Annotated in this window: 10 protein-coding genes; all 10 read right to left on the reverse strand. The window is 49.0% G+C overall.

Annotated features, from left to right (window positions below):
• Positions 1-5: 5 nt before the first annotated feature.
• Positions 6-2201, reverse strand: a complete 2196-nt coding sequence (locus MNU25_RS00910) for a hypothetical protein (protein ID WP_240983353.1) — start codon at positions 2199-2201, stop codon at positions 6-8.
• 67 nt (positions 2202-2268) lie between these two features.
• Positions 2269-2760: an NBR1-Ig-like domain-containing protein gene (locus MNU25_RS00915; protein WP_240983354.1), complete on the reverse strand. Its 492-nt coding sequence runs from the start codon at positions 2758-2760 to the stop codon at positions 2269-2271.
• Positions 2761-2775: 15 nt separating this feature from the next.
• Positions 2776-3918, reverse strand: coding sequence for a glycosyltransferase family 4 protein (locus tag MNU25_RS00920; protein WP_240983355.1), 1143 nt, complete (start codon positions 3916-3918; stop codon positions 2776-2778).
• Between the two features lie 16 nt (positions 3919-3934).
• Positions 3935-5245 (reverse strand): glycosyltransferase family 4 protein, encoded by a 1311-nt coding sequence (locus MNU25_RS00925; protein ID WP_240983356.1) that lies wholly within the window; start codon positions 5243-5245, stop codon positions 3935-3937.
• On the reverse strand, positions 5242-6282 hold the full coding sequence (locus MNU25_RS00930) for a glycosyltransferase family 4 protein (protein ID WP_240983357.1): 1041 nt from the start codon (positions 6280-6282) through the stop codon (positions 5242-5244). Before MNU25_RS00930 ends, MNU25_RS00925 begins: the two co-directional genes overlap by 4 nt.
• Complete coding sequence (locus tag MNU25_RS00935) at positions 6279-7400, reverse strand: glycosyltransferase (RefSeq protein ID WP_240983358.1); 1122 nt, start codon at positions 7398-7400, stop codon at positions 6279-6281. The genes MNU25_RS00930 and MNU25_RS00935 overlap by 4 nt, the downstream gene beginning before the upstream one ends.
• Positions 7390-8946: a class I SAM-dependent methyltransferase gene (locus tag MNU25_RS00940; RefSeq protein WP_240983359.1), complete on the reverse strand. Its 1557-nt coding sequence runs from the start codon at positions 8944-8946 to the stop codon at positions 7390-7392. Before MNU25_RS00940 ends, MNU25_RS00935 begins: the two co-directional genes overlap by 11 nt.
• Positions 8947-9022: 76 nt before the next feature.
• A complete protein-coding gene (locus MNU25_RS00945) occupies positions 9023-10354 on the reverse strand; it encodes an ABC transporter ATP-binding protein (protein WP_240983360.1) in 1332 nt (443 codons plus the stop codon).
• A 32-nt stretch (positions 10355-10386) separates the two neighbouring features.
• A complete protein-coding gene (locus tag MNU25_RS00950) occupies positions 10387-11163 on the reverse strand; it encodes an ABC transporter permease (RefSeq protein WP_240983361.1) in 777 nt (258 codons plus the stop codon).
• The gene (gene gmd, locus MNU25_RS00955; RefSeq protein WP_240983362.1) at positions 11163-12341 is read right to left on the reverse strand and encodes a GDP-mannose 4,6-dehydratase; all 1179 of its coding nucleotides are present in this window, start codon (positions 12339-12341) and stop codon (positions 11163-11165) included. The genes MNU25_RS00950 and gmd overlap by 1 nt, the downstream gene beginning before the upstream one ends.
• Positions 12342-12500 lie beyond the last annotated feature (159 nt).

The raw sequence follows: 12500 nt of genomic DNA on the forward strand, positions 1-12500 counted from the left end.
GAGTCCTAATGAACAACTATTGTCGTCTGGAACGGTGCGGGGCCCTTATCACTAAACCATCTCACACCTTCCTGTACCATGTCAACCTGAAGAATATATTTTCCCGGAACTTCTGGCGTCTTTATGTCTAAGTCAATTACTTGGTCTTTGCCTGGTTCTAAATCCTTGAGAAGCTGGCCTCTACCATCATCATGAATAACCACTTTCCCCGTTCCGGTCAACCAATGGTCCCCAATATCAACTCGCTTATCACCCGCCATTGGCCAAGCTATATTGCTCGCATTTTTTACCTTGAAAGATAGTTCTAAAGCTTGGCCGTGCGTCACTTCTCTCGGAACAGGCGTTATAGCGGTTATACTTACCCTATCTGCAGCCTTTGGTAGCGCCGCCCCATAGCTGTACTGCCGATCAACGCTTTTGTTGCTTGAGACCCTGATCAATAGATCATTCAACTTTGTATATGTGGAATAATAGGGAACTATGAATCGTCTAACCGATACCACTCCGAGATTATAAGCCTCCAATGTTCTCTGGACCCCCGTAAAATCACTACTCATACAAATAGTATAAATATTCTTGTTCGCATTCTTCATGAGAAATCTCTCCATTTCACCATTTGGAGGGCGAAATCCCCTTAGAAAGGCAAAGGGAACATCAGACTTAAGTTCAATTTCTATTCCGCTCGTTAACGGGCTGGTGTCCAACCATGCTCCGACAGTTCGGAGCACGTGTCGATTACTTGCTGATTGAAAACTCGTCAAATCGTAGTCGTGAAGTATATCTCTACTCTCCTCCAAGAATCTTACCTTGTTGCCAAAAACCGTAGGGTTTGAGGACCAATTGTATGAAAGAGAAAAATCGAGTGCGCTAAGTATCTGGACCTGCAACCCCACAATCAAAATAAAGACCATTATAATGCCAAGAAGGCTTCTAAAATAGAGTCTATATAGAGCATCAATGGTAACGATAAAAAGCAATCCTCCAAGTATATCAAGAAAAATGGCGTAGCGAATGTATCCGGTGGAGATACTCCATAATACAGCACTAACGATAAATATAGCGGATAGCGGAAGAATGGAGTCATGTTTCTTCTTGGTCAAGACAGCCAGCGGAATTGCCAGTATACCCAATAATAGCCGTCCGGAATAATGCGCCAACTCAGATATTCGGTTAGGCAAAAAATTCGCCATGATAGGCCAAAGAACTTTCTCGGAGTTGCTAATTGGGCCCCACCTTAAGTCCTTAAAATTAGTAGAAGACCAGAAAGGGGAGTGGAACAATCCGTTGTAAAACGGGAAAATCGGATTGCCTGTCTTAACCCACATGAACAGATGAAAAGGGAATAAACCTATAAGCAAAGAAGGAAGCATAAGGATTACCTGCAAAATTTCGAGCTTTCCCTGGCGGTACTGGGTAAACAGCTCCACTATCAATATCGGAACAACAAAGATGATATTCGTCAGCTTTAAAGCGATCACTAGTCCACCAAAAAAGGACATATATACCACTTTATAGCTTCGGCTGACTTTAGGCTCTTTCTCTAGCAAAACATTCAGTAGATGAACCAGTAGCGGCAGCGCAAGCAAATCTATCATGTAGGTGTTAATTTCATAGAATATGTTTTCACAGAGCAAAATCGCTAGGACACTCAAGCTGATCATTTGGTCATTCTTGAACATTTTCGAAAGCAGATTTCTGAGTTCCACGGCCAGCCATATTATCGCTAATAAATTGCCTATTGTCCCCAATCTATATCCCAGAAAGAACCTGAATATCCCCAAAATCATGTCGGGCAACGAGTTAGGGAGAAGATTATAGTCAACGTCACTTCTCGGCATGATTGTCCCCGCAAGTGACCTCTGCGCTTCAAGGAGATGATAGTTTAGTACGTCGTAAGACGTGTCTGGAAAAGGAAGTCTTATTAAGAATAGAATAGTAACAGGAACAATAACCATTACGACGAAACCTAGTTTTATCTTGCGTTCTCCCTTAAATCCATCGTAATATTTAAGGAAAATCATCCATCCGATGGACGCAAGTAGCACCGTGCAGATCCATGCAGCTATATCGTTGGGGACAAGCCACATCATCTGTCTAACCAATGCTAACAAATAGAAATACATAAGAGCGGATCCAATATCAATTCCCTTAATTCTAAGCAATGCAGCTTTGATTCTAAGACCGATGCCATCTACTTCCAAATAGGCTCACCGCTTCCACGCTTTTTTCGATTTAGCCTTCTTCAAGGGCGTTCCGCATACTGCAGTCTCACTTGTTGAGAAGAGTAAGGGGTATTATCTCTCCTCCCCTCTCTCCAAACCACGTCACCCCCTCTTGTACCATATCCAGTTGTATCACATAGCTTCCCGGATGTTCTGGAGCCTTCATCTCTACGGGCAGAGTTACCTGTTGCCCCGGTTGTAGATCGGTTTGGAGGTTCGTTCGCAACCCATCATCGACAACCATCTTTTTATGATTATCCAAAATGTGATAAGACATATGGACGGGATTAGGCCCACTGGCCGGCCAGATAAAATTGCTCGTGTTTTTCACCGTCACATTCACACTTAGGGTCTGTCCGGGCCTGCCTTCTATCGTTTGCTTCGCAATGGTGAACTGTTCCCCGTAGACTTTGGCCGCTTGATTCAAGCCGTTACGCACCATGTAATGCGCGCTCATCATCCGTGCGTTGAAAACGAGCATGGTCAAAATGAGAAGAGGCAGGGCAAACATCGCTCCGGTTTCCGTCTTACGCTTCACTCCGCTGATCCTCCCTCATTTTCTAGACTCGTAACATTCCTGGTAAACCGACCACGTCTTTAGTGCACACTCTTCCCATGTGAACTGGGCAGCCCGTCGAACACCTTTATCCGATAGGGTTTGGCGGAGCTCGTGCGACGATACGACCCGTACAATGGCGTTGCTGAGTTCTTCGACATCATAAGGATCTACCATTATTCCAGCCTCTCCTACCACTTCCGGCAGTGAGGAAACATTCGAAGTGATCACCGGAACTCCACAAGCCATCGCTTCTAAAGGGGGTAGTCCAAAGCCTTCGTAGAGCGATGGATAAACAAAAGCCATCGCCATGTTGTAGAGAGTGGGCAAGTCCTGATCGGGCACGTAGCCCGTGAAAGTGACATCATGCATCAAGCCCAAATCTTGAACACGTTGGTAAATAGGCCCGTCCAGCCATCCTTTTCCGCCTGCCAATACCAGCCCTAAAGAAGAACTGCCCAACCGCTGTTTAGCCATGCCATATGCCTCAACCAAACGTTCTAAGTTCTTTCTTGGTTCGATAGTTCCTACATACAGAAGAAAGTACTCCGGCAGACCATACCTGCTCCGCAGTGTTTGAAAAAGGATCTCGTCTTCCCGATTGCGCCCGAACCCTGACGACACTCCAAGCGGAGTAACTGCTACCTTGCTGGCCGGGACCTTAAGAAGATCCACAATTTCCCCTTTTGCACTGTGTGAGGCGGTAATGATCCTGTCAGCTGCCCTCATACGATGCTCAAAGAACCTCAGCATCTCCACCCGTCTCCGGGGATGGTACTGCGGATAGAGCACGTATGACATATCGAAAATGTTAATAACAGTTACCTTCTTGAATGGCCGAGGGATGTAGTTAGGCTCGTGATACACGTCGAACTTCTGCGAGAGTCCGAGCGCGTCGAAAGGCAGATACTTGTCTAGACTCCTCCCGGCTGGAACAGTGGTCAACTGGGAAAATAGCTTTTCAGCGGTGTCGCAAGCCTTAGAAGCTATTATGGTGACACCACATACGTCATCAAACTGCAAATATGTTTTGACCAAGTTGTAGGTGTAGCTTCCTATACCCGCTCGCGAGCTGTGGAGGCTTTGTCCGTCAATAACAACCCTCAATTTGACTTCTACCTCCGGTTCTGGTGCTTTCATGGGATCCCAGACCTACTCAGAGGACCCGAACCAACCGTTCCGCTAATACTCTCAAATAGGCCTCGTTATGCTCAGTCAGCCCTATAGCAAGGAGTCTCTCGGCAAGTGACTCGAGATATTTACCCGTATGGCTCCCCAACAAGTCTTTTGAGAGGAATGCGCTTACTTCCCTCGCAATCGTATCCCCATCGTGCTTAGCGAGTACGTAGTCCCTTGCCTTGCGCCCCAGCTCTGTCCTAAGCTCTGGGTGGGTTGCAAGTCTAATAATGGCGTTCTTCAATGCAGGCTTCTCAGCCCGTTCGTCTACCGGAATCTTAACCACGGCGTCATCCGGGAGTTCAGAAAACCATGCGTCATCTGATACGATGCACGCCTTGCTTGCCGCCATGGCTCTAAGAACCGTAGCCGAGGTCTCACCCATCGAAGGATAGCGAAGATTGACTACGATGTCAGCAGTGTCAAGCAACCTTTCGAACTCCGGGAGGGGTATGTACCCCGTCTTTCGGATCCTCTCGTTTAAGCATGCATCGACATAATCTCCCTCGCCGACCATTAAGTAGCTGAGCTCAAGACCCGAATCGATCGCAACCTCACCAGTAGCTTGAATAACCTGGTAATTCCTCTTTGTAGGAGCTATATAGCCAAAAGAGGCCACAAAGGGATTAGCGTCCCCAACTCGGTATTTCGCTCTGATGGCCCTGACTTCTTCCAGAGAGGTTTTGCCACCGTTATTGTAGTTTACCTGATTAATATGCGCCACCCTAGAATTTGGGCTCCCTACTTCCAGCAACTTCTCCCTTGCGTACTCGGAATGCACAATAATGCCCTTAGCTTTGTCCAAAACGCGCCTGACCAAGGGCAGTGTCTCAGGATGCTTGTGCTGAAGAGGAGGGGAATCTCCACCAAGTATCTCCCTGCCTGCTCTTATTCCTTCATCACCATAGTTATAATAGAGTTCTTCAACGTAAGCCTTCACATCCTTTCTGTAATCCAGATAATAACCCGTCACCAAATAATACAACACGAAGTCATGTAGAATAACAAAGCCGGGATACTCAAGAAATACATCATAGATAGCGGCATGAAAGTGCGGATTGTTACCCAGGTTGTAAATGATAGCATCATAATCAGATAACTTCTTACGCGCATTCCTGTTCCTTGCATGGTCAATCACCTTGTACCGCTTAAGTGCAGGATTATCGGGCTTAAAGCCGTCGACCCATAGGTCAATTTCGCTATACCGGCTCAAGTAGGGAAGGAGGAATTCTGAGTAATCGGATATCCCACTCTTGAGAGGATTCAGAGGGCTAAAGTAGGCAATTTTCATCCGATTAACCTTTCTATAACGTAATCCCAACTTATGTTCAGAGTGTCCATAAGAGCCCGACCATTCGCTCCCAACTTCCGGGCGGTGTCTTTCCTATTGTAGAGCAGATCGATCGCCTCTGCAATTCCCCTGGGCTCGGGTTTCAGAATGAAACCGTTGGACTCATTGACAAACTCCAAAGGTCCACCGGAATCCACGTGTGTGATCACGGGCTTCCCTGAGAAAAACGCTTCTAAAGTCACATAGCCATAGTCTTCTTGATAAGGGCCAAAATAGACGCCCAAGCATTCCGAATAAAGCCGGATTTTTTCCTCATCACTAATGTAACCAAGCATTTCTAGTCTGGATTCGGTCCCATCTCTCCGAACAATACCCTTGATTTTTTCCATTGTCCTGGGGTCCGCGGCCCCGGCTAGGACAGCCTTTACCGGAGATTTACTATACTTAAGCGACTCTGCCAGAAGTACTTGGCGTTTTATGTCATTGATTCTGCTCGGATAGAAAATGTAATCGCCAAAATCTTTAGGCCCGAATTTTTCAAAATGCAGCGGCGGATGATAGAGAGGGCTTGCCTCTATCCCATTGTAGCGTCGGAGTCTATCTGCCACCGTAGTCGAGTCTGTAAATATCCTCTTGGCGGCTCTTAGATGCCTGTTGTCATTATTTATAATGATCTGACGTACTTCGGCACCGGATTCCATGTTGTGCAAATCACCATGCTCAGTGTTCCACAACTCATAAGCCTGCCTGTGTTGGTGGAGAAGCCAGAGAACCTTGTTCTCATGTGAGATGTAGTAGGCGGGAAATTTCATGCCGATAAGGAGATCTATCTTTTGACCATTCACCTCCGTCAGGTCAACAAGCTGGGAAAGGAGAATTCCATCAATTAATGCCTGGGCTGGATACCACTTAAACGGAATTGTTACGATATCAACATCGTGGCCCCTCGTCTTGAGGGCATCGCGGAGCATCTGGGCTTGGATCTCCGCCCCGCCGCGTAGAAACGGTACCTGCACTGTCGCAATAGCAATTTTCAAGCCGGCTCACTTCCTATTACCTTGTTGAAAGACAGGCGGAATGTCTCTTTAATTCTCTCATGTGAAAATCTGTCGGACACATTCTGATATCCCTCTTCTTGACAAAATTCCTTAACATCCCGATCGTGGAACACTGTGTAAAGGGAAGCAGCCGCCAAATTATAGTCCACCGTATCCAGCACAATCTGCTTCCTTCCTGCAGTCTCTCGCAATGCCGTACCCCCATAAGTAACCAGCGGCAGCCGGAGGTACTGCGCCTCTATGATTGGAACGCAAAAGCCTTCATGTTCGCTCATACAGAGAAACGCATCTGAAGCAAGAAAAAGCGCTTTAATGTCTTGTAGCGGAAGCTTATCAGTAAAACTTACATTATCCTCCAGTTGTCCATCCCTAATCGTGTCGTTGAGTTCATCCATATAGCCTCCCAGGTAGGGATCAATACCCCCCGTAATCCACAAATGAATCTCTTCGTGAAAGGTCGCCCTGAAGGCTTTTACGATACCAAGTAAATGTTTATGACCTTTGTTGGGGGCAACTCTACCAAGGAAGAAAATCTGCTTTCGCTTACTCATCAGGACGTTCCTGACCAAGGATATATTGGGTTTTACTTCTGCCCAAGCCTCCAAGGAATGAAAAGGAGGAACAACTACGGCCCTTTCTTTGCACAACCCGCAACCCAACAAATCCTGCCTATTGAACTCCGAATCTGCGAACCACCATCCTTGATCAATGCTCTCCAGCAACCTCGCGGTCTGCTCCCTGCCTTTTGATGTCTGATCGAAATGCAATGGAGAATACGGCTCGAAGAACTCCGGTGGAGTTATGTTATGATACTTTAGGATCACCCGCGCTTTGCAACGCTTAAGTATCTCTTCACCCTCAGCCCAGAAAACACTGTGATGGTAGATTAAGACGTTGTCCGGTCGGCTTATAAGACGCAAAAGCTCACGTTTGTCGAACCTGAAACTGGCTAGATCACCCAAATAATTCTCCGCATAGATGTAGGCTTCATAACCCAAGCCTGTTAGCGTGCGGTACATGCCAAGAATATCGTGCCCAATGGCATCACCGCCGGTCAATGTCTGATGCGCCAAAACTACCTTTGACTTAAGACCCACGCTTGCATATCACCCCCTTGCTTAAGATGAGAGCATAATCGTGGGCACTATAGAACAAATAATTAAACCGATTGACAAGTTGTATGATTGTGCCGTCTTGACCTCTCACGTCACCACCTTCGGGGATTCTTGACAATTCATCCGGGTGCAGATCAAGCTGTTTTAAGATTTTAAAGCCAGCGCATTCTGAAAGGAAGCTCAATGTTTCCGGAAGAATCGGTTTTTCATGGGATATGTCCATGTTGAACCAAGTGCAGACGGCCGATATGTTATGTGGATTAATTGTTTCCACCATGAGAATACCGCCACATTTAAGCTTGAGGTGGGTTAACTCCATAAAGCGAACAAGGCTATTAGGTTTCAAATGCTCAATCACCTGGGCCGCAAAGATCCCATCCAAGCTGTTGTCCTCAAGACCTTCCAAATAGGAAAAGAGGTCTGCCTGAAGTACAGGTAAGCCCCTGTCCTGACAATACCCCACCATATCCTCGTTGATATCTATGCCCTGAACGCCGATCCCGTTTTCCTGCAGGAGTTCCACGAATTCTCCGCGTCCGCAGCCAATATCCAGAACCTTGCTTTTTCCCTTGAAGTAGTCGAGATAGACTCGCTGTCTCTCCTTTATGTCTTCTCGGCTGCCTCGGAATCTCTGTTCGAAGAGAAAATAATCTATGTCTGGGTTCTCCTCTTTGTCTTCCCGCACAAGACGTTCGACGGTCCGGACCCCAGGCTCGATATGAAGTCCTTTATTAATCCTTCTTTCCAGACGCCTCAACCGATCTGCAACCAACATCAGCTCGGGTTCCAGTCGGCGCTTAGCCTGTTCGTCTGCCAGAGCCAAGACTTCGTTTCGTTCTGACAATACAGACGCTCTGACACTATCCAACTCACTCCGCTCCGCCTTATCAGCCAGCATGTCCCGGATCGCTTCCAGCTTGGATTCATCCGCTTTGCTATCCAGGAGCCCTCTCACCTCTTCCAGTTCTTCTGCGCCAACTTTCCCCGCGAGGTACTCCTTCAAAAGTTCTACATCGTTCCGGTCGGCCTTGTCCTGTAGCCCGTCGCTCAGCGCCCCAAGTCCCGCCCCGGCACTGCTAAGTTCCGCAAACTGGTTCCCGATATCGTTCAGCAGGTTCTCCAGTTCTTGGATCCGGTCCCTAGCACCCCGAAGAGCCAGGGATTGATTGCGGGCAAGCTCGCCCAAGAGATTAAGGGCGCGCGTCACACTCCCGTTAAACTCCCTTTGCTGATCTACAGGCGGATTGACATACCAGCGCAGGAATTTTCGCACCACCTTCTTACCGAACACGATGAAACGACCGATCGTTTTGCGGTGCGACGTAATCGGATACTCAGCGTTCACATTCCACTTTAAGTTACTCTGCCTCAGTTCAGCCTCCAGGCGGCTGAACTCTCCCTCCGCGGGAACTTCGCTACCGCCAAGCCCCCCGCCGGCCCCCCGGGCAGAAACCATAGACCGTTTGGCCTTCATGGCCTCCCGGATTCTCTCCATCACTTCTTCAACCGTCAATTGTGCGTTTGCCATGTTTCACCCCTATGAGAATCTAACGCTTCTCCCGCATTCTTGTCCATTGGTACCGATCTTGTCTTCGAAACAGCGGCTATCTTTCCGCCGCCACCGCTGCACCCCTGTCGTTCAAACCCGAGATCTCCCACCGGTGTTCCAGCCTGCAGACTCCGACATCTTTTATCTGAGAATAGACTGTAAAGTCGAGGCAGCGAACGAGATAGTCGTACTCTGTAGCCAATCCGTCGCTGCAGGCGACATTGAGGTAATACTCGCCTTCCACCAGATTCAGCTTGGCGATATTGACCCGCACAACGATCCCGTCGCCCATGATCTGAACATCCGTGGGCTGTCTGTCGATCAACGTATTCGTCCCATAACACCAAAGATCATCGTTGCGGTAGATGGCAATCCCAAAAACCAGGTTGTCCACCGGCTTGTGCTTGTGGCAGCGCATTTCGATGACACACGGTTCTCCACTTTCAAATCTGGTCTTGCCCCGACCGCTTCGATCCATAAACGCCACTCCGGTTATCTCCACGGAGCCGTTTCCGCGCCGCTTGGGCGGAGTGATTTCGATTGGAATGTCCCCCTCTTCGGGGTCGTCCAGGCTGTTTCTTTCGGGATCCGGTGTAGCCTCTTCACGCACGTGCTCTGCCTGCAACCTGCTTTTTGTCTCGGCCCTTCGATCTTCCGCTGCAAATACCTCCGTCCGGTATTTTCCTATTACGTCTGCCGGAACACCCTGCTCCAACAGAACTCCTTCATGCAGCCAAGCCAGTTCATCACAAAGCATCTCCAGCTGTCCCAGGCTATGCGACACGATCACGATCGTAGCGCCCTGGGATTTGAAGGACTTCATCTTATTGAAACACTTCTTCTGAAACCCCTCATCGCCCACCGCCAGAATCTCGTCGACAAGGAGAATATCCGGGTCCACGTTGATAGCGATGGAAAAGGCCAAGCGCATATACATGCCTGAAGAATAGGTTCGCACCGGACTGTCTATGAACTCCTCCAGCTCGGAAAAATCAATGATCTCTTCCAGTCTCCGGTCGATTTCCTTTTTCGTCAGGCCGAAGATTGCCGCGTTCATATAAATATTCTCCAACCCGCTGAAGTCTGGGTGAAAGCCCGCACCCAACTCCAAAAGACTGGACACTTTTCCCTTGATCTTGACGTTTCCCCGGTCCGGATAGATGATCCGGGTCAACAGTTTTAAGAAAGTGCTCTTGCCGGAACCGTTCTGGCCGATCAGCCCCAACGTCCTGCCCTTTTCAACCTTGAGATCAACGCCCTTCAAGACCCACAGTTCATCGTATTTGCGCCTGTGGCTGAACAAGACCTGTTCCTTCAAGGTTGGGGCCCGGTCATGGTAGAGGCGGAACATTTTCCAGACGTCCGCGGCTTCAATTACACAATCCATAAGTTTACACTACCCATAAGTTGAATTATCTCCTATACCTGTTCCGCAAACCCTTTGGACAGGCGTCTAAATACCAGATAACCAAAAACAAGAACGAAACAGGACATGAGGGCAAAAACCCCCAATCCGGGAAAGTAAGGAAAGACCCCATAATAGAGGATATCCCTGTAAGCCTCTGTCAGGGTCACCATGGGGTTGAGAAAGAGGTACTTCAGGTATTTTCCGGGTGCAACGTTTAGCGGGTAGACGATAGGGGTCAGATAAAACCATGCCATCATCAAAATCCCCCAGATGTGTTCCACATCCCGGAAATACACTGTGATAGCCGCCACCAGCAGACTCACACCTAATGTAAAAATAAATTCCAGGATCATCACCAGGGGCAAGGCAGCGAGGCTCAGTGTCAGAGGAATACGAAAAAGAAGCAAAGCGACAAAAGCGATAAGAAAACTCAATCCCAGATTAACCAAACCTGCTGTCGTTGAGGCGAGTGGCAGAATTTCCCGCGGAAAGTAGACCTTCTTGATGATATTGTTGTTGCTGACAATGAGACCGGTTGCTTCCTGGGTCGTGTTGGCAAAAAATATCCACGGCAGCAACACCACAAAGAGAAACATAGGATAGTTCTTGATGTTCATACGCATAATCGTTGAAAATACCACAGAATAGACCACGAGTTGCAGCAAAGGATTGATGAAGGTCCAAAGAAACCCAAAAAACGAGGCCTTGTAGCGCGTGCGCAGATTGCGCTTCACCATATTCTTGTACATTTCCCGGTAGGCATAGAGCTCACGCAGAACTGAGAGCATCAGGCACTCTCTCCGTTCGCGACCCCATCCGCATCCGAAGACAGCCGCCGGTCCGCACTGCCCTCTGGGTAAGCCTGCGCCCGTGCCTTAAGATTGTCCTTACACCCTACGATTCTCTCCAAGGGCCGGTTCTCCCTCACCCAAAGACCCCCGACATTCTCCCCGGCCTCCCTGCTGACCCTCTTTAAATCTTCTTCCGCCATCCTCCGCACAAGCTCGTCAAAGCCCACTTCCGCTTCCCAACCCAAGATCGTGCGCGCTTTGGCCGGATTGCCGAGAAGCACCTCCACCTCGGCCGGACGGAAGAACTTCGGATCCACTCCGACCAAGACCTTCCCGGTCTCCCGATCTAATCCTTCTTCTTCCAGGCCCGTTCCGCTCCAGACAAGTTCGATCCCGGCATGGCAGAAAGCCAACGCCACAAGCTCACGCACGGAATGCGTTTCCCCGGACGCGATCACATAATCGTCCGCTTCGGGCTGTTGCAGCATGAGCCACATCGCCCGGACGTAGTCTCCGGCATAGCCCCAGTCCCGTTTGGCATCCATATTTCCCAAATAAAGCTTATCCTGAAGCCCGAATTTAATGCGGGCCACGGCATCCGTAATCTTGCGCGTGACGAATTCCAGCCCGCGCCGGGGAGATTCGTGATTGAAGAGGATGCCGGAACAGGCATACATGCCGAAGCTCTCGCGGTAGTTCTTTGTGATCCAATGCCCGTAGAGTTTCGCCACTCCGTAGGGGCTGCGCGGGTAGAACGGGGTCTTCTCCGTCTGAGGCGTCTCCTGCACCAAGCCAAACATTTCACTGGTAGAGGCCTGGTAGAAGTGTGCCTCCGGCTTCACCGCCCGGATAGCTTCCAAAAGATTTGTCACCCCGATGGCATCTATTTCCGCCGTAGCCAAAGGCTGTTCCCAAGATGTAGCAACAAAAGACTGGGCCGCCAGGTTATAGACTTCGTCGGCCTGGGCGATCTTCAGGGCCCGAATGAGGGAAGCCAGATCCGTCATATCGGCGTAGATAAACTCAATCTCATTTTTTAGATGTTCAACCGTGCCATAGTCCACTTTGCTTTTGCGGCGCATGATGCCATAGACCTTATAACCTTTTTCCAGCAGCAGCTCGCTGAGATAGGAGCCATCCTGCCCGGTAACCCCTGTGATAAGCGCGTTCTTCATGCATCTGATCCTTCCTGAGCTTTAATGACTGTCTCTCCGGGGGGGGGTGCCCCCACACAACCCGGAGACACCAAAAACCCAACCCACCCTCTGACTTTTGAGCCGCTAATCTAAAAGGAACGTCAAGGAACAACATCTCCGGTTTAGTCTAACTGCGGC

Source organism: Acididesulfobacillus acetoxydans (genome assembly GCF_902729405.1).
In the GTDB taxonomy this organism is placed as follows: domain Bacteria; phylum Bacillota; class Desulfitobacteriia; order Desulfitobacteriales; family Desulfitobacteriaceae; genus Acididesulfobacillus; species Acididesulfobacillus acetoxydans.

Excerpts from the sequence above, each read along its gene's own strand:
- MNU25_RS00945 (WP_240983360.1), bottom strand. The coding sequence starts at position 10,354 with ATGGATTGTGTAATTGAAGCCGCGGACGTCTGGAAAATGTTCCGCCTC.
- MNU25_RS00925 (WP_240983356.1), bottom strand. The coding sequence starts at position 5,245 with ATGAAAATTGCCTACTTTAGCCCTCTGAATCCTCTCAAGAGTGGGATA.
- gmd (WP_240983362.1), bottom strand. The coding sequence starts at position 12,341 with ATGAAGAACGCGCTTATCACAGGGGTTACCGGGCAGGATGGCTCCTAT.
- MNU25_RS00940 (WP_240983359.1), bottom strand. The coding sequence starts at position 8,946 with ATGGCAAACGCACAATTGACGGTTGAAGAAGTGATGGAGAGAATCCGG.
- MNU25_RS00950 (WP_240983361.1), bottom strand. The coding sequence starts at position 11,163 with ATGCTCTCAGTTCTGCGTGAGCTCTATGCCTACCGGGAAATGTACAAG.
- MNU25_RS00920 (WP_240983355.1), bottom strand. The coding sequence starts at position 3,918 with ATGAAAGCACCAGAACCGGAGGTAGAAGTCAAATTGAGGGTTGTTATT.